Annotated in this window: 26 protein-coding genes and 2 pseudogenes; 13 read left to right on the top strand and 15 right to left on the bottom strand. The window is 69.0% G+C overall.

Annotated elements, in window-relative coordinates; translation table 11 throughout:
- Window positions 1-378: 378 nt before the first annotated feature.
- A complete protein-coding gene (locus tag ABT114_RS34605) occupies window positions 379-2,535 on the bottom strand; it encodes a streptophobe family protein (protein WP_351146884.1) in 2,157 nt (718 codons plus the stop codon).
- Between the two features lie 239 nt (window positions 2,536-2,774).
- Here ABT114_RS34605 and ABT114_RS34610 point away from each other — a divergent pair, with 239 nt between their 5' ends.
- The gene (locus tag ABT114_RS34610; protein ID WP_351146885.1) at window positions 2,775-5,267 is read left to right on the top strand and encodes an ABC transporter ATP-binding protein/permease; all 2,493 of its coding nucleotides are present in this window, start codon (window positions 2,775-2,777) and stop codon (window positions 5,265-5,267) included.
- An 85-nt stretch (window positions 5,268-5,352) separates the two neighbouring features.
- Here the strand turns inward: ABT114_RS34610 and ABT114_RS34615 are convergent, their stop codons facing one another.
- The 3 genes from ABT114_RS34615 to ABT114_RS34625 all read right to left on the bottom strand — a co-directional run bounded on the left by ABT114_RS34615 (window position 5,353) and on the right by ABT114_RS34625 (window position 8,428).
- Window positions 5,353-6,120, bottom strand: a complete 768-nt coding sequence (locus ABT114_RS34615) for a transglycosylase SLT domain-containing protein (protein ID WP_351146886.1) — start codon at window positions 6,118-6,120, stop codon at window positions 5,353-5,355.
- A gap of 299 nt (window positions 6,121-6,419) precedes the next feature.
- A complete protein-coding gene (locus ABT114_RS34620) occupies window positions 6,420-7,733 on the bottom strand; it encodes an S-adenosylmethionine:tRNA ribosyltransferase-isomerase (RefSeq protein WP_351146887.1) in 1,314 nt (437 codons plus the stop codon).
- A complete protein-coding gene (locus ABT114_RS34625; RefSeq protein WP_351146888.1) occupies window positions 7,730-8,428 on the bottom strand; it encodes an SDR family NAD(P)-dependent oxidoreductase in 699 nt (232 codons plus the stop codon). The genes ABT114_RS34620 and ABT114_RS34625 overlap by 4 nt, the downstream gene beginning before the upstream one ends.
- Before the next feature lie 227 nt (window positions 8,429-8,655).
- Here ABT114_RS34625 and ABT114_RS34630 point away from each other — a divergent pair, with 227 nt between their 5' ends.
- The 3 genes from ABT114_RS34630 (at window position 8,656) to chpE (ending at window position 10,874) form a co-directional block, all read left to right on the top strand.
- Window positions 8,656-9,825: a GAF domain-containing sensor histidine kinase gene (locus tag ABT114_RS34630; protein WP_351146889.1), complete on the top strand. Its 1,170-nt coding sequence runs from the start codon at window positions 8,656-8,658 to the stop codon at window positions 9,823-9,825.
- Window positions 9,818-10,459 carry a response regulator gene (locus tag ABT114_RS34635; protein ID WP_351146890.1) on the top strand — a complete coding sequence of 214 codons (642 nt, stop codon included), beginning with the start codon at window positions 9,818-9,820 and terminating at the stop codon, window positions 10,457-10,459. The genes ABT114_RS34630 and ABT114_RS34635 overlap by 8 nt, the downstream gene beginning before the upstream one ends.
- A gap of 169 nt (window positions 10,460-10,628) precedes the next feature.
- Window positions 10,629-10,874, top strand: coding sequence for a chaplin ChpE (chpE, locus tag ABT114_RS34640; protein WP_351146891.1), 246 nt, complete (start codon window positions 10,629-10,631; stop codon window positions 10,872-10,874).
- Between the two features lie 218 nt (window positions 10,875-11,092).
- Here the strand turns inward: chpE and ABT114_RS34645 are convergent, their stop codons facing one another.
- On the bottom strand, window positions 11,093-11,881 hold the full coding sequence (locus tag ABT114_RS34645) for an Rv1486c family protein (RefSeq protein WP_351146892.1): 789 nt from the start codon (window positions 11,879-11,881) through the stop codon (window positions 11,093-11,095).
- A 138-nt stretch (window positions 11,882-12,019) separates the two neighbouring features.
- Here ABT114_RS34645 and ABT114_RS34650 point away from each other — a divergent pair, with 138 nt between their 5' ends.
- From ABT114_RS34650 to ABT114_RS34660, 3 genes are all read left to right on the top strand, one after another.
- Window positions 12,020-12,817, top strand: a complete 798-nt coding sequence (locus ABT114_RS34650; protein ID WP_351146893.1) for an ABC transporter ATP-binding protein — start codon at window positions 12,020-12,022, stop codon at window positions 12,815-12,817.
- Window positions 12,818-12,912: 95 nt separating this feature from the next.
- Window positions 12,913-13,344: an NfeD family protein gene (locus tag ABT114_RS34655; RefSeq protein ID WP_351146894.1), complete on the top strand. Its 432-nt coding sequence runs from the start codon at window positions 12,913-12,915 to the stop codon at window positions 13,342-13,344.
- A gap of 130 nt (window positions 13,345-13,474) precedes the next feature.
- Entirely contained in the window at window positions 13,475-14,431 is a 957-nt protein-coding gene (locus ABT114_RS34660; protein ID WP_351146895.1) for an SPFH domain-containing protein, read from the top strand.
- 77 nt (window positions 14,432-14,508) lie between these two features.
- On the opposite strand, the gene ABT114_RS34665 is transcribed toward ABT114_RS34660, so the two are convergent.
- The 3 genes from ABT114_RS34665 to ABT114_RS34675 all read right to left on the bottom strand — a co-directional run bounded on the left by ABT114_RS34665 (window position 14,509) and on the right by ABT114_RS34675 (window position 16,523).
- Window positions 14,509-15,015, bottom strand: coding sequence for an HNH endonuclease (locus ABT114_RS34665; protein ID WP_351146896.1), 507 nt, complete (start codon window positions 15,013-15,015; stop codon window positions 14,509-14,511).
- 144 nt (window positions 15,016-15,159) lie between these two features.
- A complete protein-coding gene (locus tag ABT114_RS34670; protein WP_351146897.1) occupies window positions 15,160-15,699 on the bottom strand; it encodes a YbhB/YbcL family Raf kinase inhibitor-like protein in 540 nt (179 codons plus the stop codon).
- 41 nt (window positions 15,700-15,740) lie between these two features.
- Window positions 15,741-16,523 (bottom strand): sporulation protein, encoded by a 783-nt coding sequence (locus ABT114_RS34675; RefSeq protein ID WP_351146898.1) that lies wholly within the window; start codon window positions 16,521-16,523, stop codon window positions 15,741-15,743.
- Between the two features lie 139 nt (window positions 16,524-16,662).
- Between ABT114_RS34675 and ABT114_RS34680 the strand changes: the two are divergent.
- Window positions 16,663-16,920: pseudogene (locus ABT114_RS34680) on the top strand (DNA-3-methyladenine glycosylase); the annotation flags it as partial.
- Between the two features lie 14 nt (window positions 16,921-16,934).
- The gene (locus ABT114_RS34685; RefSeq protein ID WP_351146899.1) at window positions 16,935-17,546 is read left to right on the top strand and encodes a DNA-3-methyladenine glycosylase; all 612 of its coding nucleotides are present in this window, start codon (window positions 16,935-16,937) and stop codon (window positions 17,544-17,546) included.
- Window positions 17,547-18,400: 854 nt separating this feature from the next.
- Here the strand turns inward: ABT114_RS34685 and ABT114_RS34690 are convergent.
- The 5 genes from ABT114_RS34690 to ABT114_RS34705 all read right to left on the bottom strand — a co-directional run bounded on the left by ABT114_RS34690 (window position 18,401) and on the right by ABT114_RS34705 (window position 20,252).
- A complete protein-coding gene (locus ABT114_RS34690) occupies window positions 18,401-18,706 on the bottom strand; it encodes a hypothetical protein (RefSeq protein ID WP_351146900.1) in 306 nt (101 codons plus the stop codon).
- Window positions 18,707-18,812: 106 nt separating this feature from the next.
- Window positions 18,813-19,109 carry a hypothetical protein gene (locus ABT114_RS34695; protein WP_351146901.1) on the bottom strand — a complete coding sequence of 99 codons (297 nt, stop codon included), beginning with the start codon at window positions 19,107-19,109 and terminating at the stop codon, window positions 18,813-18,815.
- A gap of 4 nt (window positions 19,110-19,113) precedes the next feature.
- Window positions 19,114-19,803: an HNH endonuclease gene (locus ABT114_RS34700; RefSeq protein ID WP_351146902.1), complete on the bottom strand. Its 690-nt coding sequence runs from the start codon at window positions 19,801-19,803 to the stop codon at window positions 19,114-19,116.
- 10 nt (window positions 19,804-19,813) lie between these two features.
- Window positions 19,814-19,918, bottom strand: a complete 105-nt coding sequence (locus ABT114_RS50705) for a hypothetical protein (protein ID WP_502988440.1) — start codon at window positions 19,916-19,918, stop codon at window positions 19,814-19,816.
- Window positions 19,893-20,252: a phage terminase small subunit gene (locus ABT114_RS34705; RefSeq protein ID WP_351146903.1), complete on the bottom strand. Its 360-nt coding sequence runs from the start codon at window positions 20,250-20,252 to the stop codon at window positions 19,893-19,895. Before ABT114_RS34705 ends, ABT114_RS50705 begins: the two co-directional genes overlap by 26 nt.
- A gap of 288 nt (window positions 20,253-20,540) precedes the next feature.
- Here ABT114_RS34705 and ABT114_RS34710 point away from each other — a divergent pair, with 288 nt between their 5' ends.
- Entirely contained in the window at window positions 20,541-20,810 is a 270-nt protein-coding gene (locus ABT114_RS34710; protein WP_351146904.1) for a hypothetical protein, read from the top strand.
- Window positions 20,811-20,984: 174 nt separating this feature from the next.
- Window positions 20,985-21,140 carry a hypothetical protein gene (locus ABT114_RS34715; RefSeq protein WP_351146905.1) on the top strand — a complete coding sequence of 52 codons (156 nt, stop codon included), beginning with the start codon at window positions 20,985-20,987 and terminating at the stop codon, window positions 21,138-21,140.
- Between the two features lie 17 nt (window positions 21,141-21,157).
- On the opposite strand, the gene ABT114_RS34720 is transcribed toward ABT114_RS34715, so the two are convergent.
- Entirely contained in the window at window positions 21,158-21,319 is a 162-nt protein-coding gene (locus ABT114_RS34720; RefSeq protein WP_351146906.1) for a hypothetical protein, read from the bottom strand.
- 1,093 nt (window positions 21,320-22,412) lie between these two features.
- On the opposite strand from ABT114_RS34720, the gene ABT114_RS34725 reads away from it, so the two are divergent.
- Complete coding sequence (locus tag ABT114_RS34725) at window positions 22,413-22,700, top strand: hypothetical protein (RefSeq protein WP_351146907.1); 288 nt, start codon at window positions 22,413-22,415, stop codon at window positions 22,698-22,700.
- 506 nt (window positions 22,701-23,206) lie between these two features.
- On the opposite strand, the gene ABT114_RS34730 is transcribed toward ABT114_RS34725, so the two are convergent.
- Window positions 23,207-24,607 (bottom strand): recombinase family protein, encoded by a 1,401-nt coding sequence (locus ABT114_RS34730; RefSeq protein WP_351146917.1) that lies wholly within the window; start codon window positions 24,605-24,607, stop codon window positions 23,207-23,209.
- Between the two features lie 65 nt (window positions 24,608-24,672).
- Between ABT114_RS34730 and ABT114_RS34735 the strand changes: the two are divergent.
- Window positions 24,673-25,074, top strand: a pseudogene (locus tag ABT114_RS34735) (DNA-3-methyladenine glycosylase); the annotation flags it as partial.
- Between the last annotated feature and the right edge of the window lie 420 nt (window positions 25,075-25,494).

Below are 25,494 nucleotides of genomic sequence, written 5' to 3' on the forward strand. Positions count from 1 at the left end.
ACCCAGTGCCTTCCGCGCCTGAGGTCCGTCTGACGGACACGGAACACTGGGTGTCCGACAACCGGCACGGATCTTACGAGCAGATTACGACTCCGCACTTCGAACGTCGACCGGGCTCACGCGCGACGGCACGGTCGGGGCCGGCCCCGCACCCTTGCCCGATCGCAGGGCACCGGGCCGCCTCGGGCGAGGTGGGGAGGGGCGGCGACGCGCTGTTGGGATGTGCCCGTGGGAGGGGGCGCGGTGCCTGGCCGGCCGCGCAGGTCACCGGGATCGCTTCGGCCGGAGGCGGGGGAGATGGCTGCAGTCTGTCGGCCCGGGCGGGGTGTCGTGACGTGCCCCCGGCAGGAGCTGCGGTGTCCTGTCCGGCCGCTTGGTTCACCGGGGCCGCTTCGGTGGCGCCGGGGGAGGCGGAGGCGGAGGTGGCGGCGGCCCATCGTCCCGCGGAGCCGACCGACGCTTTCCGGGACGCGCCCCCGGGGAACGCCGCGGGGGCGGATCGAGCGGTCGGGCCACGGTAGGGGCGCCGTACACGTCGTCGTGCGCCGACGGGTCACCGGGCGACCGCGGTCCGGGCAAGTCGCCGGGCGCCCGCGCACCGGACGGGTCCGCAGCCGCCCCCGCCCCGCCCGCATCCGGCGCGGGCCGGCCCCCGGCCGGCCAGGCCCCGCCGGGCCGGCCCCGCCCGGGCGGCCGGGGCCCACCGTCTCGGGCTTCCCCCGCCGGCCCGGCCGGCCGCTGCCGACCTCCGCCGGCCCCCCGGCCGTCACCCCGCACGCCTTCACTCCCCGGCCGCCCATCCTGCGGTTCCCGTAGCTCATCCGGCAGCTGGAGGTACGGATTGGTGGCAGCGTTGGGCGGCCGGTACGGCGCACCAGGTGCGTACGGCCCCGACGGCGCCCCGTACTGCCCCGGCACTTCGGTGCCGACTCTGGTACCGACTCCGGTGCCGACTCCCGTGCCGCCCGCCGCGGCCCCCTTGGGCCCGCCCCCAGCCACGTCACCCAGTGCCAGCGGTGCTGCCCGCTGCCCCGCCGCCCCGCACACGTACGCCAGCAGAGCCCCGGCGGCGCCCGCGCCCGCCCCCCACACCGCGCCGAGGAGCAGCGCCATACCGAGGTGGCCGTGGAGTTCGATCCCGGCGCCGAACGCGTCGAAGCCCAGCACCGACAGCGAGGCGTCCACCGACACCTCCGTCAACCAGGCCAGCAGCGGCAGCGCCAGCGCGGTCACGATGCCCAGCCGCAGCGCACACCGCCCGGCGAAGGCGAGGGCGCCCGGATCCCGTACGGAGCCGACGGCGGCGGCCCCTACAGCTCTGGTACCCGAGCCCCGTACGTCTCCAGGTGGCCAGCCCCCTACTGCACCGGCCCCTGTATCGCCTACGCCGCCTGCTCGGAGCCCCTCCGCCACCGTCCCCACCGGAGTACGTGCCGCCGTCAGCACCCCGGCGAGCAGCATCATCAGTGCCGCCGCGACCCCCAGCAGCCACACCCGTCCGTCCAGATCCGCCAGCCGCCCCAGCGTGACGGGCTGGTCGGACCGGACGGTGAGGAGGTCGTCCAGGGGGTCGGGCAGGAGTTTTGCCAGCGCGCCCGTCGCCCGGCCGTCCCACGGCACGAACAGGCCGATCGGAATGCCCAGCCACACCCCGTTCGGCGCGCCGAGCAGCGCCGCTCCCGCGATCCGCTTGGGATGGTCGTCGCCGATCGCCGCGTACGCCGCCGCCGCGAGCCCCGCCGCCACCGCCGTCAGCAACACGGTGACGAGCGAGGACACGGCCGGCCGTACCACCCGGTGCACGGCCGTCCAGCCGCGCGGCAGGGGAGTGCGGCGCGAGGCCAGCAGGGCGATCAGCAGGACGCCGGCCGCCCAGGCCAGACCGCCCAGCAGGGTGGGTGCCGTGTCGACGGTGAACCCGACCGCCGCCTTCGCGTCGACCAGGTCGCCGAGCCGGTCCGGCAGCAGCCCCCCGATGTCCCCGATGTCGCCCAGCCCCGGGATGCCTCCGCCGCTCCCGCCGCCCCCGCCGGGCAGGTCGTCGAGGCCCAGTGAGCCCCCGTCGAGGGTGATGACGTCGTGCCCCGCCCAGGCCAGCCCGCCCAGCATCGCCACGAACACGGTGACCACCGCGCCCACGCGCGCGAGGAGTTCGGCGGGGGAGATCCCAACTCCGGCCGCACGCAGGGACCGTAGGAAGAACCACGACAACAGCAGCGCCCCGACCAGGCCCACGCCCAGTGGCGTGATCTCGATGGCCGTGGTGGCTTCCGCGCCTTTCAGGCCGAAAGCGGATACGTCGCCGGACGGCGAGACCGAACCACCGGCCCCAAGTGCCACTACCGCCGCGGTCATCGGGCCCAGCGAGCCCGCCGCGTCGGCCTCCAGCAGATGCAGCCCGAGCGCCGCCGTGCCCGCCATCCCGATCAATGCCCAGCTCACCGCGGCGATCGCGGACAGCAGGACGTCCGCCCAGGGCACGCTTCTGCCCTGCTCGGCGCCTTCGACGGTCCCGACGCCCGTGCCAGCACTCATGGCAGACCCCCCGATCCGCTGCGCGGCGGCCGCCGCGCATGTCCCCCTCGCGGGGGATTACCACTCTCCGGGCCGGTTTCAACCCCGTCAACGGGAACAGTCGAAGCGCCCGTACGCAGTCTCCACAAGGCCCGACTTTCGGTCAGGGGGCCGCTCCTGAAATAGTTCCCCCCGATGTTCGACATCCCTAGACTCTCTGTGTTGGGGGTAATTCGGGGGACAACATCAGTGGGGCTGGAGTGCCAGAACTCGTACTGGAATTGAACGGACGCACCTGGACGCTCGACCCGTCCAGGCCATACGCCCTCGGACGTGATCCGCAGGGGGACATCGTTCTCGACGACCCCAGGGTCTCCTGGCGCCACGCCACGGTCAGCTTCAACGGCCGCAGTTGGGTCATCGAGGACCACGGCAGCACCAACGGCACGTTCGTGCAGGGCCAGCGGATCCATCAGATGGAGATCGGCCCCGGCTCGGCGGTGCACCTGGGCAATGCCACCGACGGACCGCGCGTGAGCCTCTCGGGCGCCGCGGCTGTCGCACAGCCCCAGCAGCAGCCGTACGCGGCCCAGGGCGCGAACCCGAGCTGGGCCCCGCAGGCATCGGAACCAGAGGCCGCTTGGCGCCAGCCGCAGGCGAACCCTGCGCCGTCGATCCCGCAGCAGCAGGGCCCCGGTGGTGGCGCGGGGGCGCCGCCGGTCTACGGCGACCGCAGCCCGACCACGTTCCACCAGTTCTCCCTCGGCCGCGTGATGCGCATCGGCCGTGCCCTGGAGAACGACCTGGTCGTCTCCGACCTCCAGGTCTCCCGCAGCCATGCGGAGTTCCACTCGACGCCCGACGGTCGCATGGAGATCCGCGACCTGGGCTCGCACAACGGCACGTACGTCAACGGCCAGCCGATCGCCAAGGGCGGCTCGCAGCTGCTGGGCCCGACCGACATCGTCGGTGTCGGCCACTCGACGTACCGGATCGTCGGCGACCGGCTCGAGGAGTTCGTCGACACCGGTGAGGTGTCCTTCTCCGCGCGCCATCTGACCGTCACGGTCGACGGCGGCAAGCAGATCCTCAAGGACGTCTCCTTCGGCGTCCCGGAGAAGTCGCTGGTCGCGGTCATCGGCCCGTCCGGTTCCGGCAAGTCGACGCTCCTGAAGGCGCTCACCGGTTACCGGCCCGCCGACCAGGGCGAGGTCCTCTACGACAACCGGAACCTGTACAAGCAGTTCGCCGAGCTGCGCCAGCGCATCGGTCTGGTCCCGCAGGACGACATCCTGCACAAGGAGCTGACCGTCAACAAGGCCCTCAAGTACGCGGCCAAGCTGCGCTTCCCGGCCGACACCACGGCCGCCGAGCGCGAGGCCCGCATCGACGAGGTGCTGCGCGAGCTGAAGCTGGACATCCACAAGGAGAAGAAGGTCACCTCCCTCTCCGGCGGCCAGCGCAAGCGCGTCTCCGTGGCCCTGGAGCTGCTCACCAAGCCGTCGCTGATCTTCCTGGACGAGCCGACCTCCGGCCTCGACCCGGGCATGGACCGCGACGTCATGCAGCTGCTGCGCGGCCTCGCCGACGACGGCCGTACGGTCCTCGTCGTCACCCACTCCGTGGCCGAGCTGGCGATCTGCGACAAGCTCCTCGTGATGGCGCCCGGCGGTTCCGTCGCTTACTTCGGTCCGCCGGAGGAGGCGCTGAACTTCTTCGGCTACGACAGCTGGGCCGACGTCTTCTCCGCCTTCGAGAACTACCGCGACTACGACTGGGCGGGCCGCTGGAAGGGCTCGCAGCACTACCAGATGTACGCCGCGGACATCGACGCGGTCGCGGCGCAGTCCGTACAGATGGCCCCGATGCAGGCGATGAAGCCGCCGAAGCCGCAGGGCTGGGGCTCCCAGCTGATGACCCTGATCCGCCGCTACACGTCGGTGATCGTGTCGGACCGCGGCTTCCTCGGCCTGATGGTGATCCTGCCGGCCGTTCTCGGTGTGGTGAGCGTGTTGATCCCTGCCGACTTCGGCCTCGCCCTCGGCCCGAAGAACGGCAAGCCGCCGTTCTCGAACCGGGACGGCAGCACGATCCTGCTGATCCTCGCGGTGGGCGCCTGCTTCGCCGGCGCGGCCAACTCGGTGCGTGAGCTGATCAAGGAACGGGTGATCTACGAACGGGAGCGAGCGACCGGCCTGTCCCGCTCGGCGTACCTGATGTCCAAGGTCATCGTGCTCGGCGTGATCACCGTCCTGCAGGGCGGCATCATCGGTGGCATCGGCCTGTTCTCGCTCGGCGCCGACAAGCTGCCGGCGGAGGGCCTGCTGCTGAAGGGCGCGCCCGCCCTCGAACTCACCCTGCCGATCATGGTGCTCGGCTTCACCTCGATGATGTTCGGCCTGATCATCTCGTCGCTCGTGAAGACGGCCGAGAAGACCATGCCGCTGCTGGTGATGTTCGCGATCGTCCAGGTCGTCTTCACCGGCTGTCTCTTCCAGCTGTACGACAAGGTCGGCGTCGAGCAGCTGGCCTGGCTGATGCCCTCGCGCTGGGCGGTCTCCGCGGCGGGCACGACGGCACAGCTGAATGTCCTGCTGCCCTGGCAGCCCGACCAGCCCGGGGACCCGCTGTGGGACCACGAGCTGAGCCAGTGGTTCATCGACATGGGCGTACTGATCGGCATCGGCGTGGTCTGCGGCTTCGTGGTCGTGCGTCTGCTGCGCCGCCACGAGCCCGAGGTCATGCGCAAGTAACCGCGCTCGTACGACGCCGAAGGGCGGCACCCCCGTCATGGGGGTGCCGCCCTTCGGCGCATGCGATCCGAGGCCCGCGCCAGCCTCAGTACGCGCTGTTGACGTTGTCCATCGAGCCGTACTTGTCGGCCGCGTAGTTGGCGGCCGCGGTGATGTTGGCGACCGGGTCGTAGATGTTCCACGAGGTGCCGGCGACGTGGTACGCCTTGAAGGTCGGCGGGATGACCTGCAGCAGGCCCTTCGACGGGATGCCGTTGATGGCGTTGATGTCCCAGTTGTTGATGGCGTACGGGTTGCCCGAGGACTCCCGCATGATGTTGCGGTGCAGCCCCTCGTAGCTACCGGGGATGCCCTTGGCCTTCATGATGTCCAGGGACTGCCGGATCCAGCCGTCGAGGTTGTTGGCGTACGTCTTCGCGGCGACGGTCACGACCTGGGGGCGCTGCGCGGAGCGGCTCACGGCCTCCTTGGCCTGCCTTGCCACCTCGGCCTTCTTCGCGGCGGCCGCCTTCGCCGCGGTCGCTGCGGCGGCCTTCTTCGCGGTGGCGGCCTTCACGGCGGCGGCCTTCGCTGCGGTCGCTGCGGCGGCCTTCTGCTTCGCCGCGATGGTCTCGACCTTCACGCTGGCACCGGCGAGCTGGTCGGTGACGCTGGCCTTGACGTCCTTGATCTGCGCGGAGCTGTAGGCGACCCGGGCCGAGGAGGCGGCGTCCGTCGTGGTCGACTGCGCGCTGCTCGGAACCGCGGAGAAGGCGACGGCGGCGGCGCCGAGGGTGGCGACACCGGCGATCGCGATCCTGTGGGACTTGGGCAGGGCGCGACTATGACCACGGGTGCGGTTGTTCTTGGGCATGGCAGATAGACCTCTTCGAATAGCGCGGAGGTCGCTCTTCCGTCCGACGGGGGACACCGGTGCTTTCGGCACGAACGCCGTGGGGAGAACCACGGCGCTGAGCGACGAGAACAATTCTTAGCGGCCGCAAAAACGGTAGGCAAAGGTGTGACCTACGACCCTGGGTAGTGGACCCTGGAAGGGCAAAACGGGACAGACTAGGTCGTCTGCCCCGTTCACGCGGGATACCTTTGTCTCCTATGCCCCTTCGTACGTGATGTGGGCCCTATGTGCGGGCTCACATCGGAGTCACAGCATTCTCACCGGTAGTTGCTGGAGCAATGCTCTTTGTGAGCAGCGTCCGCGGGGAGGATGAGGTGCACGTCCCCGAACTCGTGCCACAGGTAGAGCCCACGCAGCGCCTCCTCGTAACTGCGCTCGATCGCCGCCCGCCCCGCGACGGCCTCCAGCATCAGCAGATGCGAGGCCTCCGGCTCGTGCAGCCCGGTCAGCAGCCCGTCCACCGCCCGCACCCCGCGCTCGGGCGTGACCACGAGATCCGTCCAGCCCTCGGCCGCCCGCACCACCCCGTCGGGCCCGGCCGCCGACTCCACGGCCCGCACGGCCGTCGTACCGACCGCGATCACCCGCCCGCCCGCCCGTCTCCCACCACCACCCTGCCAAGGAAGCGCTTCGCGCCTCATTTGTTCGGCCCGCACGTCGTTGATCAGCCGAGCCGACGCCTCCGGCACCGCGAACCGCTCCGGATACGGTGGCTCGTGCGCCTCGGCCGAAGCCACCCCGGTGTGCAGCGAGACCGGCGCGAACTGCACACCCCGGCTCACCAGCTCCGCCACCAGCCGCGCGGTGAAGGGCCGGGCCGCACTCGGCATCTCGGCGCTGCCCGACCCGTCGCCGGACGCCAGCGCGAACACCGTCTGATAGACGGAAAGCGGCTGGTCCCGCTCGGTGTACGAGTAGCGGATCGGCCGCCCGTGCTCCCGCAGCAGCCGGAGCACCGCCGTGACCTCGGGGCCCTCGACCGCCGTGGCGTCAGCAGCAGGGACCGCCGTGGCCTCGGCGCCATGGGCAGCCGCAGTCGTGGCCTCGGCGCCGTGGGCAGCCGCAGCCGCAGCTTCTGCGCCGTGGGCAGCGCGACCCCCGGGCGCCGACACCCGCGCCCACCACAACCGCTCCCCGCGTGCACTCAGCGGCTCCTCCAGAACCAGCCGTACGCCCCCGGGCAACCGCACCTCTGCCCCCGCGGGCCCGCCCGTACGCGCGCGCGTGGTGCCCAGACCGTCCGGATCCCGTAGCTCCACGGCCCACCGCCCGTCGTCGCCGCGCGTCGAGAAATGCACCACTACGCGCGCGTGCCCGAGCCACCCGTCCACCGCGGCGGCCAGCGTCGACGAGGTGTTGACCACCAGCAGGTCACCGGCCCGCAGCAGCCGGGGCAACTCCACGAACGCGTGGTGCGCCACCTCGACCCCACGCGACACCAGCAGCCGTACGGCGTCCCGATCAAGCCCGGGCCCACGCTGCTCGACCGGCACACGCGCGGACAGCCCCTCGGGCACTTTCCCCCACCCTCGGCTGCGCTCGTGCGGAGGGACCCCCGTCGCCAGCGTCATCGCCGCCCCTCCAGCAGCGAGGGAGCCGCGTAGCGGCCGCTCGCCGGACGCTTGTCCAGCAGCCGCAGGAAGGCCGGCACCACACCGGCCGGATCCGGCCGCGGATCGTCGTCGTCCGGTACGGCCGCCGCATACAGGTCCGTCGCCATGTCCCCGGGGTCGACCGCCCACACCCGCAGCCCGGGCTCCTCCTCGCCGAGCACGGCCGCGAGCTGGTCCAGGGCCGCCTTGGAGGCCCCGTAGCCGCCCCAGGTCTCGTACGCCTCGGTGGCCGCGTCCGAGCTGACCACGATCACCGAGCCCGCCGCCGAGGCCCGCAGCAGCGGCAGCGCCTCCTGGACCACTCCCAGCGCGGCCACCACGTTCACCTCCAGCGCCCGCCGCAGCCCCTCCAGGGGCAGCTTCTCCAACCGCAGCAGCGGCTCGGCGCCGAGCGCACTGGCGTTGTTCACCACCAGATCGACACCGCCCAGCTTCCAGGCCGCCGCCACCAGCTCGGCCCGGTGCCCGGCGTCCGTGACGTCCCCAGGGAGCGCTGTCACACGGGTCCCGTACGCCTCGAGCGCCGCCGCCGTCTCCTGGAGGGCCCCGGCCGTCCTGGCGTCGAGCACCAGATTCCAGCCACGTACGGCCAGGGCCTCGGCGAGCGCCCGCCCCAGCCCCTTGGACGCCCCCGTGATGATCGCTACCGGCATGACAACCCCGTCTCCTCGTCCCTGACCGCCTCCGAGCGGCGGTGCCCCCAACGTAGGAACCGGGCCACCCGCACCGCCTCGGACGCGAGCCGCAGAACGGCGGGGTCCTTCGCCCTAAGCCGCAGTTCCCAGGACCCCGGACCTAGGCCAGTCCTAGGCCCATCGGCCCAGGCGACCACGCCGCAGGTCCGATCCCGCTGTCGTACCCCGCCGGTACGGTGGAGGCCATGAGTCAAGGCCCCCGGTCCGGCCTCGCCGCCGTGAGTTCCGCACTGCTGGCCATGAGCAGGCACCTCGAGATGCGCGACGTCCTCAAGACGATCGTCGCCTCGGCCCGCGAGCTGCTCGATGCGCAGTACGCCGCGCTCGGCGTCCCGGACGACCACGGAGGCTTCGCCCAGTTCGTGGTCGACGGCGTCAGTGACGAGCAGTGGAAGGCCATCGGCCCGCTGCCCCGCCAGCACGGCATCCTCGCCGCGATGCTGCACGAGGCCAGGCCCGAGCGCCTCGCCGACGTGCGCAAGGACCCCCGCTTCGAGGGCTGGCCGTCCGCCCACCCCGACATGTCGGACTTCCTGGGGCTGCCGATCCGCGACGGCGACGAGGTGATCGGCGCGCTGTTCCTCGCCAACAAGCTGCGTCCCCTGGAAGGACAGCCCCCGAGCCCCGAACCGGGAGGCGGCTGCGGCTTCACGGAAGAGGACGAGGAACTACTTTCCATCCTCGCCCAGCACGCCGCCATCGCCCTGACGAACGCCCGCCTCTACGAGCGCAGCCGCGAACTGACGATCGCCGAGGAACGCTCGCGCCTCGCCCACGAACTGCACGACGCGGTGAGCCAGAAACTGTTCTCGTTGCGCCTCACGGCACAGGCGGCCGCGGCCCTCGTCGACCGCGACCCGGCCCGTGCCAAGGGCGAGTTGCAGCAGGTCGCCGCCCTCGCCGCGGAGGCAGCCGAGGAACTGCGCGCGGCGGTCGTCGAGTTGCGCCCCGCGGCGCTGGACGAGGACGGCCTGATCGCCACGCTCCGCACCCAGATACAGGTCCTCGACCGCGCCCACACCGCGCGCGTGACCTTCGCCGTCCACAAGTTCCGCGCGCTCCCGGCGGCCCAGGAGGAAGCCATGCTGCGGGTCGCCCAGGAGGCCCTGCACAACGCCCTGCGGCACTCCGGGGCGGAGCACGTCGACGTGACGGTGGACCGGCGCGGCTGCGGTGCGGTCCTGCGTGTCACGGACGACGGCAGCGGCTTCGAACCGCACACGGTACGCCGGGCGGGACGCCACCTGGGCCTGGTCTCCATGCGGGACCGGGCCGGCGGGGTCGGCGGCACCCTGGCGGTGGAATCGGCGCCCGGAAAGGGCACCACGATCGAGCTGGAGGTCCCCGGTGGCTGACGCAATCAGAGTGCTGCTCGTCGACGACCACCAGGTCGTCCGCCGGGGCCTGCGCACCTTCCTGGAGGTCCAGGACGACATCGAGGTCGTGGGCGAGGCGGCGGACGGTGCCGAAGGGGTCGCCCGCGCCGAGGAACTGAAACCCGACATCGTCCTGATGGACGTCAAGATGCCCGGCATGGACGGCGTGGAGGCCCTCCGCAAGCTCCGCGAACTGAACAACCCCGCGCGCGTGCTGATCGTCACCAGCTTCACCGAACAGCGCACGGTGGTCCCGGCCCTGCGCGCGGGCGCCGCCGGCTACGTCTACAAGGACGTGGACCCCGACGCGCTCGCTGCCGCCATCCGCTCCGTGCACGCCGGCCACATCCTGCTCCAACCCGAGGTCGCGGTCGCCCTGCTGTCCCAGGAGGAGGCCAACTCGTCTCAGGGAAGGGGCGGTTCGCTGACGGACCGGGAGCGCGAGGTGCTGGGGCTGATAGCGGACGGCCGGTCCAACCGCGAGATCGCCCGGGCCCTCGTCCTGTCCGAGAAGACGGTCAAGACGCACGTCTCGAACATCCTGATGAAACTCGACCTGGCGGACCGCACCCAGGCCGCACTGTGGGCCGTACGGCATGGCGTGACCAGCTGAAACGACCTCCCCGGAGGCGCTCGCCACGGCAACTCGGAAGGTCCACTCCAGTCTGAGATTCATACCGTCGTGGGAATGTCCCCCGGGTGGCGCATCCTTCGTGCATCTCCGCCGTTCTCCAGTGCGTGCTGCGGCGACTGCCGCGGCGATCGCTAGGAGGGGTTAAGAAGTGAAGAACCTGAAGAAGGCAGCGGCCGTGACGATGGTGGCCGGCGGGCTGATCGCCGCCGGGGCCGGCATGGCCTCCGCCACCGACGGTGCGTGGGCCGGCGGCGAGGCCAAGGGCTCGCCCGGCGTCGTCTCGGGCAACGTCATCCAGGCCCCGGTGCACATCCCCGTGAACGCGGTGGGCAACAGCGTGAACGTCATCGGTGTGCTGAACCCGGCGTTCGGCAACCTCGGCATCAACCGCTGACCCTCGCCGTCCAGCGGCAACGACCTCCGGCCTCCCAGGCGCTCCTGGGGGGCCGGTCGGCTCGTCGTTGTGTGGTTTCCTGCCCACACGCAGGGTCAGGTCAGTCAATGTCAGCCCGTCCGGCGCTCGAGGACGAGGCCGTTCAGGCCGATACGGGGGTCTGGGGGGGCAGGGACCCAGGGACGCTCACTCAACGCAGGGAAAGACTCAGCCGACCCTCACCGCACCCCCCGCTCCCGCTCCTCCACAACGGAGTTGTACGCCGCGACCTGCGCCCGCCGAGCCGTCCGCTCCACCGGCCGCAACGCAGCCCCCCGCGCCCCCATCTCGGACGCGCTCACCGCACCCCCGTGCCCGTTCTCGTACGCCAGAGAAACCAACAGCCCCACCCGCTGAGCCAGCTCCAGCACCCGCACCGCCCGCGGTGGGTATCCCGGTGCCAGCACCTCCCGCCCCCGCTCGGCCCGCGCCCGGTACGCATCGAGCGCCGCCTCCGCCACCGGACCCGACCCGGCGACATCCAGCCGGGAAAGGACCTCCGTCGCCTCCCGCAAGGCCTCGGCGAGCTCCCGCTCGGCCTCGCCCAGCGACGGCACGTCCGCAGGCGGAGCCTCCCGCACCGGCAGGCAGTGCCACACCACCTCGACATGTACATCACCGTCGGGCCCGGCCTCGTACACCTCGGGCACCAGCCCCAGCGCGGCCCCGTGGCAGACCACCGCCTCCTCGGCCTCCAGCGCCCGCGCATTGAACTCCGGCGGCCCGCTCAGCCCCAGCGGATGCCCCGGCGCGGGCAGCGCCACCCGCAGCCCGGTCGCGCCCAGCCTCCGCAGCCGCCCCAGGGCGAGCGTGAGCCCGACGGGCGCCGACTCGCCGGGCAGTCCCTCCACCCGGTGCACGGCGTCCTCCCCGACGATGGCGAGCACGGCGTCGTCAGGAGAGATAAGTCCGACAAAAAGGGCGTTTCCCCAAGCGGCAAGGCGTCCAGAGCGCGGTTCCGAGAGCATGCCTCCACCCTAAGGACCGGACCGATGGAATGGACCGGGCGACCGGTGGCGTAGATTTCCTTGAGGGCTGCGCCCACCGGCGCACGCGACAGCCGAGACGCCGAGACCGGCCACACTGCAAGGGGAGACAACGCGCTCATGAGCGATGTTCTGGAGCTTCAGGACGTATCCGTGGTCCGCGAGGGCCGGGCTCTCGTCGACCAGGTCTCCTGGTCCGTCAAGGAGGGCGAGCGCTGGGTCATCCTCGGCCCGAACGGCGCCGGCAAGACGACTCTCCTGAACATCGCCTCCACCTACCTCTTCCCCAGCTCGGGCACCGTCTCCGTGCTCGGCGAGCCCCTCGGCAAGCCCGGCACCGACGTCTTCGAGCTGCGCCCGCGCGTCGGCATCGCCGGCATCGCCCTGGCCGACAAGCTCCCCAAGCGCCAGACCGTCCTCGAGACCGTGCTGACCGCCGCGTACGGCATGACCGCGCACTGGCAGGAGGATTACGAGGACATCGACGAGCAGCGCGCCCGCGCCTTCCTCGATCGCCTCGGCATGAGCGAGTACCTCGACCGGAAGTTCGGCACCCTCTCCGAGGGCGAACGCAAGCGCACCCTCATCGCCCGCGCCCTGATGACCGACCCCGAGCTGCTGCTCCTCGACGAGCCCGCCGCCGGCCTCGACCTCGGCGGCCGCGAGGACCTGGTCCGCCGCCTCGGCCGCCTGGCCCGCGACCCGATCGCCCCCTCCATGATCATGGTCACGCACCACGTCGAGGAGATCGCCCCGGGCTTCACCCACGTCCTCATGATCCGCCAGGGCAAGGTCCTCGCCGCGGGCCCGCTGGAGCTCGAGCTCACCTCCCGCAACCTCTCCCTCTGCTTCGGCCTCCCGCTCGTCGTCGAACAGGTCGGCGACCGCTGGACCGCGCAGGGCCTGCCGATGGCCTGAACCCGTGAAGTCCCCGCGGAAACACGGGTAACAAGCGCCCTCCGACCCGTTGGGCACCCTGTCGGCGACATCACCCGCGGACCTACCATGACCCTGTGAACGACATCGACGCATGGGTGTGGTGGCTCGTCGGCGCGGTGGCGCTCGGAATCCCGCTCGTGGTGACCGCGATGCCGGAGTTCGGCATGCTCGCCGTGGGCGCCGTCGCCGCCGCCGGCATGGCCGGACTCGGCTTCGACATCGTCGTCCAGGTTCTCGTCTTCGCCGCCGTCTCGGTCGCCCTCATCGCCGTCGTACGCCCCATCGCGGCCAGACACCGCTCACAGCGACCCCAACTCGCCACGGGCATCGACGCCTTGAAGGGCAAACAAGCCCTTGTCCTGGAGCGAGTCGACGGCTCCGGCGGCCGCATCAAGCTCGCCGGCGAGGTCTGGTCGGCGCGCTCGCTCGATGTCGGCCGCGCCTACGAAGTGGGCCAGGAGGTGGACGTCGTGGACATCGAAGGAGCCACGGCGATCGTCATCTGACCTCGCACGACGCAAGTGACCGGAACACCCCACGAGTTGCACGACGGTCTGTCAGACTCGACCAGCAAGATCTTCGACAACCATAAGATCTTCCGAAAGCGCCGAGGCGGAGAAGGGCACGGGGAGCACGATGGAACCGGTCATCATCGTCTTGATCATTCTGGTGGTGTTGGTCTTCATCGCCCTGATCAAGACGATCCAGGTCATCCCACAGGCGAGCGCGGCCATCGTGGAGCGCTTCGGCCGCTACACGCGCACCCTCAACGCGGGCCTCAACATCGTCGTCCCGTTCATCGACACCATCCGCAACCGCATCGACCTGCGCGAACAAGTCGTGCCGTTCCCGCCGCAGCCGGTGATCACCCAGGACAACCTGGTCGTCAACATCGACACCGTCATCTACTACCAGGTGACCGACGCCCGGGCCGCCACCTACGAGGTCGCCAGCTACATCCAGGCCATCGAGCAGCTCACCGTCACCACGCTCCGCAACATCATCGGCGGCATGGACCTGGAGCGGACCCTGACCTCCCGCGAGGAGATCAACGCGGCCCTGCGCGGCGTCCTCGACGAGGCCACCGGCAAGTGGGGCATCCGCGTCAACCGAGTCGAGCTCAAGGCGATCGAACCGCCCACCTCCATCCAGGACTCGATGGAGAAGCAGATGCGCGCCGACCGCGACAAGCGTGCCGCGATCCTCACCGCCGAAGGTACGCGGCAGGCCGCGATCCTCACCGCCGAGGGCGAGAAGCAGTCCCAGATCCTCCGGGCCGAGGGTGAGGCCAAGGCGGCCGCCCTGCGCGCCGAGGGCGAGGCCCAGGCCGTCCGTACGGTCTTCGAGGCGATCCACGCCGGAGACCCGGACCAGAAGCTCCTCTCGTACCAGTACCTCCAGATGCTCCCCAAGATCGCCGAAGGCGACGCCAACAAGCTCTGGATCGTGCCCAGCGAGATCGGCGACGCCCTGAAGGGCCTGTCCGGCGCCATGGGCAACTTCGGTGCCATGGGCGGCGGTTCGGGCGGCAGTGGCAACAACTCCGGCTCGGGCGGCGGCACGGAGCGTCGCGAGAAGCCGTCCATCGACTGACCGACCGACGGCCGACATACGCATACGAGACTGGGGTCCACCTCCTCACGGAGGTGGACCCCAGTCTCACGTACCGCCTAGGCGGCAGGCTGTGCCAGCCACTCCGGCAGCGCCTCGAAGTCCTCGTGTCCCAGCGACAGCAGCATCGCGTCCGCGGGCGTCGGCTCGAACGGCTGCCGCAGCAGCGGCATACCCGCCTGCTCCGGAGTCCGGTCCGCCTTGCGGTGATTGTCCTCCGCGCAGGAGGCGACCGTGTTCAGCCAGGAGTCCCTACCGCCCTGCGCCCTCGGCACCACGTGGTCCACAGTCGTCGCCCGCCTGCCGCAGTACGCGCACCTGTGCCGGTCCCTTACCAGAACGCCCCGCCTCGACCAGGGAGCTTGTCTTCGGAAGGGCACCCGTACGTACCTGCACAGCCTGATCACCCTGGGCGCCGGTATGTCGACCGCGGCTCCGCGCATGCGCAGTTCGGGGTGGGCCTGCTCGACGATGGCCTTGTCCTGCAGCACCAGAACGACGGCTCGATTCAACGTCACCGTCGACAGCGGCTCGAAACTGGCGTTCAGTACCAGCGTGTCCCGCATTCCAGCCCACCTCCCATGCGCACCGGCCCACCCCCTGGCGGGCTTGGATCAACTCTGGCCGGGCACGCCGAGATGGACAACGCAATAAAAATGCCCGCCTCTGATCACTTCCAAGACCAGAGGCGGGCAAACGTTCAATGAACGTCAGTCTTCGGCGGGCACCTCGTACTCACCGACCAACTGTGCACGCGCGATCGCGTGGAACCGCAGGTTGAAACCCACGACCGCGGGCGACACGTCCGCGTCCGGACCGAGCTTCTCCTGGTCCACCGCGTACACCGTGAAGACGTACCGGTGCGGTCCGTCCCCGGGCGGCGGCGCGGCACCGCCGAAGTCCTTGCTGCCGTAGTCGTTGCGCACCTGAACGGCACCCTCGGGAAGCCCCTCGAACTTGCCGCTGCCCGCACCCGTCGGCAACTCCGTCACCGAAGCCGGGATGTCGAACACGGTCCAGTGCCAGAACCCGCTGCCCGTCGGGGCGTCCGGGTCGTAGCACGTCACGGCGAAACTCTTGGTCTCGGGCGGGAAGCCCTCCCACCGCAGCTGCGGCGAGGTGTTGCCGGCCGCGTAGACCTGAGCGTCCTTGAGCGTCGCGCCCTCCTGGACATCCTCACTCGTGACCGTGAACGACGGCACGGGCGGATGGAAGTCGTGGGGGAGCGGCCGCCGCTTGAGCTCGGTCACCTCGGTACCTCCTGATCGTTTTCCTTCAGTAGGTCCCGAGCCTAGAACCAGTTCCGCTTGCTGCCGACCTCGGACAGCCACTGGTTGAGGTAAGCCGCCCAATCGGTCCCGTGGTAGTCGTTCAGACCCACCTGGAACGACCGGAAGGTGTCGCTGCCCTCGCTGAAGAGCCCCGGCTTCTTGTCCATCTCCAGGATGACGTCCATCGCGTGCTCATCGGCCACGAAGCTCAGCTCGACCTGGTTCAGGCCCCGGTACTGCGACGGCGGGAAGAACTCGATCTCCTGGTAGAACGGCAGCTTCTGCCGCGTACCCCGGATGTGGCCGCGTTCCATGTCCGCGTTCTTGAACCGGAAGCCGAGCTGGATGAACGCGTCCAGGATCGCCTTCTGCGCCGGGATCGGGTGCACGTTGATCGGGTCCAGGTCACCGGAGTCCACGGCCCGCGCGATCTCCAACTCGGTCGTCACCCCGATGTTCATCCCGCGCAGCGCCTGCCCGTCGATCATCGTGATCGGCGTCTCCCACGGGATCTCGAGCCCGAACGGCACTGCGTGCACGGCCCCCGCCTGGAGCTCGAAGGCCCCGCCGAGCCGCACCTTGGTGAACTCGATGTCCTGCTTGTACTCCTGGTCGCCGCTCTCGATCTCGACCTTGGCCTGCAGCCCGACCGACAGCCCCTCGATCTGCTGGGCGACGGACCCGCCCTGGATCCGCACCTCACCCTGGACGACGCCGCCCGGAACGACGTTGACCTCGGTCAGTACCGTCTCGACCGAAGCCCCGCCGGCCCCCAGACTCGCGAGCAGCTTCTTGAACGCCATGACTCTCCTTTTACGAGTGGACCCTTGATCCCTACAAACGCGATCCGGCCGTGACCGGTTCCGCGCCCCACACCCTGGCAAGGCGAACGCTCCCTGACCACCCCGTCGCACCCACCCGTCTGCACTACGCTCGGAGGGCATGATCGCGACCCTCGACCGTACGCCCCTCCCCAGGGACTTCTTCGACCGGCCTGTACTGGAAGTCGCCCCCGACCTCCTCGGCCGCACCCTCGTACGCACCACCCCGGACGGTCCGATCGCCCTGCGCCTGACGGAGGTCGAGGCCTACGACGGCCCGAACGACCCCGGCTCCCATGCCTATCGCGGCCGCACACCCCGCAACGACGTGATGTTCGGTCCGCCAGGACACGTGTACGTCTACTTCACCTATGGCATGTCAAGTCGGTCAGCATGAACGTTGTGAATCTCGCTCACCCTGCTGAAGAAGTCGCCCCCAAGCTGCTCGGCGCCATCCTCACCCACGAGACCCCCGAGGGCACCGTGAGCATCACCATCACGGAGACCGAGGCGTACTCAGGTGCGGCCGACCCCGCCTCGCACGCCTACCGAGGCAGGACACCCCGAAACGCCGTCATGTTCGGACCCGCAGGACACCTGTACGTCTACCGGTCTCACGGTCTCCACTGGTGCGCCAACATCGTCACCGGGGCAGACGGCATCGCTTCAGCCGTCCTCATCCGGGCAGGCAGGGTCATCGAAGGGGAAGACCTGGCACGCAAGCGGCGAGGGGGCAAGGCCGAGACTCCACGTCTCGCGCGGGGGCCGGGGAACTTCTGCCAAGCGCTCGGCATCACGGCAGAGCACAACGGCACAGACCTACTGGCAGGCGCCTCGGTCACGCTGTCCGAGGGTGAGCCAGTACCCGCCGCAGTCATCCGGGTCGGTCCTCGGGTAGGCGTGAGCAGAGCCCACGACTGGCAGCACCGCTTCTACCTCGCCGGTGATCCAACGGTTTCGGCGTACCGACTGAGCCCGAGAGCCAAGCCGTCCGCCGGAGCCTGAGCCGCTGTGCGCCTCGCTCGCGGCTTGCCGGTGAGTTGGCGCGGGGTTAAGGCCCGAAGATGCGTGATCGCACGCGAGCGTGGCGCGTGACGCGTTTCTGGCCGGTCGGGTGACTGTCGACGGGTGCCGACTCGGGCCGGAGGGGTGGGGGATGACCCCCTTGGGGCGTTCTTCCGCACCGCCAGGCTCACGGTCACCGTGCATAACGAAGAACAGCCGACCGGATACATCAACGGCCGACCGCTTACGACTCTCGACAGGGGACGGATCATCGTCCCGCTGGGGCGTGCCGTGATGGTCTTCCCCGCGACTTCACCGACCACATTCAGAAGATGACCGCTATCCACAGCGACCGGTAAGAAAAGAACCGCACAGCACGGGAGGGCTCCCCAGCGGGGCCCTCCCTCCTTCGTGTAAATTTTGTCGGCCAGGTCGCCGCCGTCGCTCCGACTACACGAGACCGAGTCCAGGCCCAAAGCCTTGCCCGAGTCGCGCAGATCCAGTTTGTGAACAACGGTGATGATGCGGAGACCTTTTCGGCACAGGTCGACGGCGTGACCCTTGAGGGCCAGGACGGCAGCCCATCGAGATTCACCCTCGCACCACAGGACTCCAAGACGATCAGTTTCCCGATGAACCCGACGAAGTACGGCAACAGCGAGGGTGCTTGTTACGCCTTGAACGTGCGGGCTGCCCAGTAAGAGCTCCTCCCAGGACGGCGGGCCGCGCTCCCGGTCTGCCCCAGGTCACGCGGCCCGCCGTCTCATCAGGCGTTGGCCGGGTCGGTCTCAGGCTTCGTGCCGGACGGGGTCCACACCTTCGCGTCGGAGACGCCGGTGATGGTGGCCAGCTCGCTACCGGCCGCCGGGTAGTCGGACTTGCCGTCGAGCGTCAGCTTGATGCCGCGAACGAAGCTCCTGAGTGGAGACGATCTCCTTCTCGTTCGTCGCGTTCCAGCCGACCAGCACGTCAGGCACGCCGCGGAAACCCACGTAGGTGTTCACCACGCTGCGGTCCAGTCTCTGCCGGCCCCCGTTCGCACGGATCAGTTCGGTCCCGGCCTTGATGCCGTACGTCTCGATCAGCTTGTCCGACATCAGGGACGGCATAAGCGTCATCGTGTTACGCGTCTGGTCGCGCGAGACGGCTGCGATCTGCATCCACGCCTGCGGGTGTGGGACGCCTACCGGCTGCCCGTCCGCCCAGTGGGAGAAGCGCGACGGCCCAACGAACTCGACGAGGGAGACGACCGCCAGGAGTGGATCCTTACCGGGGTATGCCCCAACCCTTCAGCCGTTGAAGAACGCCCTTCCGGTAGATAAACCGGCCGGTGTCGTCAACGGCGTACCACCAGAGGACGAAGCGGAGTTGCTCACGGGTGAACTTCCACGGCCCGCCATTTTCGGACTTCAGATACTCCGCGCACCAGCCGGCAATCTGCCAGCCGAGCGTGCGCTGCGGGAGCTTCCACTGCCCGAAGGTGTCCTTCGCCCAGGTCGGTCCGAAGAACGTCGGCTCTAGGGCGTCGATCTCCTCAGTGGTCAGGGTTGAGATGGGACTCACCTCCTCACCTGGCTTGCTTCCGCCTCCTCCACACCGCGAGGAACGCGTCGTTCTTACTGCGGTTGCACGGGCCGCAGGCGGGGAGGATGTTGGCTATCGCGTGCCGCCCACCCTTAGTGAGCGGCACGACGTGGTCTTTCTCCAGCGGGTCTTCGGGACGGACCCCGCAGTACGCGCATCGGTAGCCATGGCGTCGCTTCAGCGCTTCCCACTCGGCGGCATCGAACGGGCAGAATCCGGGGTTCGTAACCATCAGCTCGGCACGCCGGTCGGCTGCCGCCCGTCTACGGTGAGGGTTCTGAGCCCGCCACTCGCGGGCATACTCCAAGCGCAGCTCGCGGTTGCGCTCGTAGTAGTCGATGGCGCCCGCCCTGCGCCGCTTCGCCTCTTGGACGTACCGGCCGACGTTGCGGATCTTCTCCGCAGCCTTCCCCTCGGGCGTGGCCCGCAAGCGCTGATGTGCGCCGCCACTCTTGCAAGAGCGCGAGCAGTACACGGCGTTGCTTCGCTTGTGAGCGATGTCGATCCCGCAGTTTCTACACACTCGTGCAGCCGCCAAGTCCACATCATGGAGCAAGGTCGCGTCAACGGAACCGAACTTGCGCAGCCGTTGATAGTGCCTGTTGCAGTAGCCCCTCCTGTAGGGCGGGGTGGGGCACGTCGCAACGGCGCATGTAGGAGCGGGCATCAGCATGGGCAGGACGTTATCCCTCACCACTGACAGCGAGCCCCAGCTCCTTGTAGTCGGCGATGGCGAGGACAGCCGCGGACTGCACCTCGGGCTCAGGCTCGTGCAGTTCGATACGCACACGGCGCCGGTCGCCCTCGGCGACGAGGGGAGCCGCTCGAAGCGCTGTAAATGGTCTGGAGCATCTGACCCGATCGCTTCCCCGACTTCTTGTAGAAGGAGAGGGCTTCGCACAGCGAGTAGGCCAGGGCCCAGTCACTCGCCTGGTAGAAGTCGGCCTGCCCGGACTCCTTCAGGGAGTCCCACAGGCGCTTCGCGATCGGGTGCCAGTTGCGGTCGCCGTTCGGAATCTTCGTAGGGCGGGCGACGCCTCGCGTCACCGGCTGGACATCGCTGCCCTTGCGCTCGCGCGGGCGGGCGAGATCGGTCTCGCGATTCGGTACAGGTCCGGGCACAACCTCTCACCTCCACTGCGGGGCGCCTCTACTATTGGCAAGTCGCGTTCTGCCAAGCATGTCTGACGAAATGTCACCGTGCTAACTCGTGTGGGACCGATCCCCGTGAGGGGCCGTGCTGCGACCTAACAGGAGGATCTGAAGAGAGGCTCAGAAATGGATACCAACGGCCGTTCCCGCTCACTAGTGCCAATGTCAGCCGACATGTTCGTGGCAGAGCAGGGAACTAAAAATGTTCCAACCCATGAGACCAGGGCTGGCCTGGGAACAGGGATCACCCTTCACCCCGTGGGGCCCAACGAGGGATACCTCGCTGAGCTGCCAGGGGGCTCCGTTGCGCGAATCGATGGTGCCGAGCACGAGCTTGCTCGCTCATCTCAGCGATTCGGACATGTTGCGGAGTTTGTGGATAAAGGCATTCGGTTCCTCTTGACCGGTAGCTTGCTGACCATCACGGCCCTTGGGGCCAAGTGGAACTTCAGCCAGGAAGTCATGTACTTCTTGATGGGCTTGACCGGGCTCAGCGTCCGGTTCTGGTTCAAGAAGAAGCGCGCCTAGCGTGGGGGCCCACGGACACGATCCGTGGGCCCTGCTACATCAGGCCGGGGTGAGCCTCTGTCCTGCGGAGCTTGCGGTCGTTGCGTCGTCGCTTCGCGGCCAGAGCGAGGGCACCCTCGCGAGAGGTTTGGCCCGGTGATGAAACCCGCAGAGTGCTTGAAGGTTGGTCTCTCGATGGTCATCACCAGGCACGATGTGGTCCACGTCTGTGGCGAGTTCCTTGCAGCGCTGCCCGTACTGATCGCGGGCTGTGCAGCGGTGACCGTCTCGCCGCAGGACGCGAAGTCGGATCTTCGGCCAACCCGCCGGCAGGCGCTCGCGCCGGTCTGAGGAAGCCCAGTTCGGCATCACACCCCCAGGTCGAGGAGTGCCGCGAACGCGGTCGTCTCCTGTTGCGGGACGACACCGTTTCCGAGGATCTGAAGCTGTTGTCCGCGCGTCAGGCCGGGGATCGCGGTGACGTGTCCGAGGGGGAGGCCCATCAGCCATTCGACCCACTCGACAATCACGCGGGGACCGCCCTTACGTCCCGCCTCCGTGGGCGGGGGAGCGGCCCGGCCCCGGTCACGTCCTCCCATTGCCGGATGGCTGGGAGGTACTCACCCCACCAGTGCGCAGGGGAGTTGGGGCCGTCGACCGCAGGCTCGGGCTCTCGGCCCTCGCGTATGGCTTCCGAGTAGGGGAGGAGGTAGCACGCCTTGAAGCAGCGGCGGAAGAAGCAGAGCCGCCCGGAGGGCGGCCATAGAGCGAAGACGACAAGCGGCTATGGCGGCCGTAGGCCGCCCCTTCGTCAAGACGCCGCATTTGCTTGCGATCTGAGCGCGGCAAAAGGCGGCGCCGTTGAGCACCGCCCTTTGCGTCTATCACTCTACTGGTGGGGCTCGGGGGACCTCGCCTCTCATCAACGCCTCCGTGCTGGGAGTCGGAGGATGAGTTCAGCTAGGCGCCTGGCGTCTCGCCGCCGCTCGGGGCTACGCGACCAAACGGCCGGCAGGAAGATCCCCCCGAGTACGACAAGTACGACGAGGAGCGCGGCGACTCCTGCCCACGGATGGACTGCGATCGACACTGACGCGGCTCCAGTGCCCAGTGTGATCGGCAGTCCGTGCCTCACGGAGCGAGTGCGCTCGCCATTAGCACGTGATCCTTTCGTTTCAGAGAGCCCTGGCCGAGCTCTTGTGCCTGAACCTGTCGCTGGCCTCCTACCTATCGGGCCAGAGGAGGCACGGGCCCGGTGGGCAACCCCCGCTCGGGGAGCGCCGCGTGGTGCTCGGGCGGCCCGTGACGATCTGTAGTTAGTTGTACTGGTTGGATGCAAGGGCGTAGTGACGCAGCAAGGCATGGCGAGCCTCGCGAGCGCCCCTGGCCCCAGCGACCGCGTCACGGGCGGTGCTTGACATCAAAATCGTACACTTGGTGTCACTTCACCTGGCAGTAAACCCAGGTAAGTTGGGGTGAATCCGCCTCCGCGTCGACCCTGGAACCGTGGCAGAATCCGAGCTGCTAAGACGCTGCGGCCCAGAAGCCGTCGCCAAAAGGGTCATAGCCCCACCCCCCTTCACCCACTCCCAGCCGTCCGCCGCTGGCCGTACGATCCGGCCCATGATCAAGCTGACATGGGCACTGCTAGCCCAGCATGTAGACGAGTGGACCGGGGACGACACGGCAGAGGGCGCGGCCATCCTCGAAGCCAAGGTGGGGGCCGTGGTCGACACAAGCGGCATGCAGCCGGAAGCCGTGCAGCACTGGCGGACGGACTTCCTCGCGCCCGTGATCGAGTCTCTGCGCACTGAGGGGGTAGCCGCTCTCGTAAGGGGCGAGTCATGGAGCAAGGCGGCAGGTCCACTCCTTGTGTGCGCCTCCCCGGCCGGGGGCGCACACGCAGCGTGAGGTGAGTCGGGAGGCAGAGCACCCGTTCCACAGACGATGGTTTATGAGACGACCGGCGAGACGAGTCAGGCGCAGCGAAAACGGCACTCCACGTCGACCGCCGCACTGCAAGTCGACGGCTGCGCCGTCCACTTGCAGTGCGGCACTCCACGTCGACCGCCGCACTGCAAGTCGACGGCTGCGCCGTCCACTTGCAGTGAAGGCACTCCGCCTCGAAGGTCACATCAGTGTCCGGGTGCTGCGTGATCCGGTGTCTGACGTAGCGCAGAACAGCGCGAGTCATCGATGCCCCCGTGTCCGGTGCGGGTGGCTGCGAATCTCCACATCAGCGTCCGTAGCCGCCGACAGATCACCCCTGTCACGCGCTGCCTGCCGTTGCTTGACCAGCGCGGAGCAGATGTCGCACCCCGGCGCGGGCTCGGGAGGCGGGAGCGAAGACGACGCAGGGCGCCTCGTAGGGCGCCCCTGTCGTTGGCTATCGTCCTCAGCCGGCCGTCACGCATCGCTCACGGGTTCCGGAAGGTGATCCGGCAGTGGTCCGACTTGAACCCTCGGACTCCTCGACCTCTCGGCATCAGCTCGACGAGTTCGCAGACCTGCATGACAACCGTCCGCACGTAGTCGATCCGGTCGGGGTCTTCGTAGTCCAACTCCTCCCACAGGTACTCGACGTCCCCCAGATCTACCCGCACCCGCTTGGCTGCCAGGTCCGCCAGCTCGGTCCGGATCTTCCCCAGGCCGGCATCACACCTGCCGATGCCTGCACGCATGGTCGATGCGTCGATGTCCCCTACGGCGAACATCTCCGCCAGGGCGGTACGTCTTTCGGATGTGGCCACCTCCTCGGCCAGTAGCTCGGCCTCGCGCTCCTCGTCTGCGGCATCAGCGGCCGGAGCCTGGTTCCACTCCTCGGCCCGGGAGATGACCTGCCGGACCACGTAGGAGTCAAGCGGGTCTGCTGGGCATGTGATGCACCGGCCACCCGAACAGGTGTAGATGCGATACCGCTCGCCTGCCGCGTCCTTCCGGCTCCATCCCTGCGTAACGACGGCCTGACACTTCGAGCAGCGGACCACGCCGGACAACAGAGCCTTGCGCTTCCCTCCGCCGCCCGTGTTGCGCTCAGGGTCGCTCAGGTAGCGCGCCAGGGCCCGGAACATGCCCTCGGAGACGATCGCCTTCCAGTTGCCTGTGCCGGTCTCCTCGGTCACCCGTACGCGTCTTCCATCCGGCTTCTCGACCCACTGGGAGTACGTCTGGATGCCCGCGTTCCTCGGCTTCAAGAGGACGCCCCGGAGGTTCGAGCTACGCCATTCCTTGCCGTGCGGCGAGAGCAGCTCGCGAGCGTTCCAGTCCTTCGCGATGGACCACAGGGAGACATCGGCCAGGACATCCCGGTACGCCTGCCTCAGGGCTTCCGCCTCCTCCTCGCGATGTGTGCCGTCCCGCTCAAAGCCGAAGGGGCGAGTGCTCCAAAAGGGCCTGCCCGACTCCCTGCGGCGCTGATGGCCGAGCACCTGACGCTCTACTCGCATCTCGGTCTCGTTCTCGGCCACCGCAGCGCCGATGCGCGCAGCTAGACGACCCGAAGGAGTTGCCAAGTCCAGGACTCCCTGAGCCTGTGCGGCGGCCAGATGAACGCCGGTCTCCTCGGCCAGGTCCACCAACTCGACCAGGTCTCGCGTCGTGCGGTAGAGGCGGTCGTAGTGCCTGGCTACGACGACATCAGCCGTACCCGTCCGAACCAGCTCGACCACGCGCCTCCAGCCTTGGCCGCGAGCCGACACCTTGCGGCCCTCAACGACGCGGAACTTCGACGCCGAAGAGTCCTTCTCCGTGATGACCTCAACAACCGTCCAGCCGTTCCGGTCGCACAGCGCCTGGCTCAGTTCGACCTGTTGCGTCAGGTTCCCTCCCTTGGACTCCTCGCCCCTCGGGGTCGGGCTGAGCCTGGCGCGACATACATGCTCAGTGGGTTACCTACGCCATGTGGTTCTGTATGTACCTCGCCTGTGGCCCCGAGGGGCGGGCGAGCGCGGTCCTCCTCCGGGCCGGCGAGATCGTCGAGGGTGCAGAGCTGGCTCGCAAACGTCGACTATCGGCCCGAAATGACAAGGAACTGGCCAAAGGGCCCGCCCGCCTGGCCACCGCCCTCGACGTGGACCGAGCCCTGGACGGCACGGATGCCTGCGCACCGGAAGGCTCCCCCTTGACCATCCTTACGGGCACCCCCGTGCCCCCCGACCAGGTACGCAACGGCCCCCGCACCGGCGTGGCCGGCGACGGCGGCGTGCACCCGTGGCGGTTCTGGGTCGCCAACGACCCGACGGTGAGCCCCTATCGGTCCCACACGCCGAGGCGCCGCCCAAGTTGACTCGCCCTCATGAGGTGCGTAACGTAGCCCGAGCCGCTGAACCGGGTATGGCAATCGCCAGCAGCCGGAAGCGGCCAACCCACTACCTACGACATCCCCTGGCGGGGTCGAATTCGGCGTGCCTGCATGCCCGAAATTCGGACTCGCGGAACTCGATTATGAGTTGCCGAGGGGAATCGGCTAACGTAGTGAATGCCTAAAGGTCGACGAGCGAAAGCAAAGAGGCCTGAGGCAAATCCCGTCGACAGGGAATCGGATCGAGAAAAGGTCTGGTACAGTCGGAAGCGCCGGAAAGGGAAACGCGAGAGCGGGAACCTGGAAAGCGCCGAGGAAATCGGGTCGAGAAAAGATCTGATAGAGTCGGAAACGCAAGACCGAAGGGAAGCGCCCGGAGGAAAGCCGCGAGAGAGTCTCTCGGGT

The organism is Streptomyces sp. NPDC002088 (genome assembly GCF_040296605.1).
Classification (GTDB): Bacteria; Actinomycetota; Actinomycetes; order Streptomycetales; family Streptomycetaceae; genus Streptomyces.

Bases quoted from the DNA above. Each gene is read 5' to 3' on its own strand.
- ABT114_RS34700 (WP_351146902.1), bottom strand. From the start codon at position 19,803: ATGCTGATGCCCGCTCCTACATGCGCCGTTGCGACGTGCCCCACCCCG.
- ABT114_RS34605 (WP_351146884.1), bottom strand. From the start codon at position 2,535: ATGAGTGCTGGCACGGGCGTCGGGACCGTCGAAGGCGCCGAGCAGGGC.
- ABT114_RS34665 (WP_351146896.1), bottom strand. From the start codon at position 15,015: ATGCGGGACACGCTGGTACTGAACGCCAGTTTCGAGCCGCTGTCGACG.
- ABT114_RS34615 (WP_351146886.1), bottom strand. From the start codon at position 6,120: ATGCCCAAGAACAACCGCACCCGTGGTCATAGTCGCGCCCTGCCCAAG.
- ABT114_RS34625 (WP_351146888.1), bottom strand. From the start codon at position 8,428: ATGCCGGTAGCGATCATCACGGGGGCGTCCAAGGGGCTGGGGCGGGCG.
- ABT114_RS34650 (WP_351146893.1), top strand. From the start codon at position 12,020: ATGAGCGATGTTCTGGAGCTTCAGGACGTATCCGTGGTCCGCGAGGGC.
- ABT114_RS34630 (WP_351146889.1), top strand. From the start codon at position 8,656: ATGAGTCAAGGCCCCCGGTCCGGCCTCGCCGCCGTGAGTTCCGCACTG.
- ABT114_RS34675 (WP_351146898.1), bottom strand. From the start codon at position 16,523: ATGGCGTTCAAGAAGCTGCTCGCGAGTCTGGGGGCCGGCGGGGCTTCG.
- ABT114_RS34690 (WP_351146900.1), bottom strand. From the start codon at position 18,706: ATGCAGATCGCAGCCGTCTCGCGCGACCAGACGCGTAACACGATGACG.
- ABT114_RS34725 (WP_351146907.1), top strand. From the start codon at position 22,413: ATGATCAAGCTGACATGGGCACTGCTAGCCCAGCATGTAGACGAGTGG.
- ABT114_RS34645 (WP_351146892.1), bottom strand. From the start codon at position 11,881: ATGCTCTCGGAACCGCGCTCTGGACGCCTTGCCGCTTGGGGAAACGCC.
- ABT114_RS34660 (WP_351146895.1), top strand. From the start codon at position 13,475: ATGGAACCGGTCATCATCGTCTTGATCATTCTGGTGGTGTTGGTCTTC.
- ABT114_RS34620 (WP_351146887.1), bottom strand. From the start codon at position 7,733: ATGACGCTGGCGACGGGGGTCCCTCCGCACGAGCGCAGCCGAGGGTGG.
- ABT114_RS34715 (WP_351146905.1), top strand. From the start codon at position 20,985: ATGGTCATCACCAGGCACGATGTGGTCCACGTCTGTGGCGAGTTCCTT.
- ABT114_RS34685 (WP_351146899.1), top strand. From the start codon at position 16,935: ATGAACGTTGTGAATCTCGCTCACCCTGCTGAAGAAGTCGCCCCCAAG.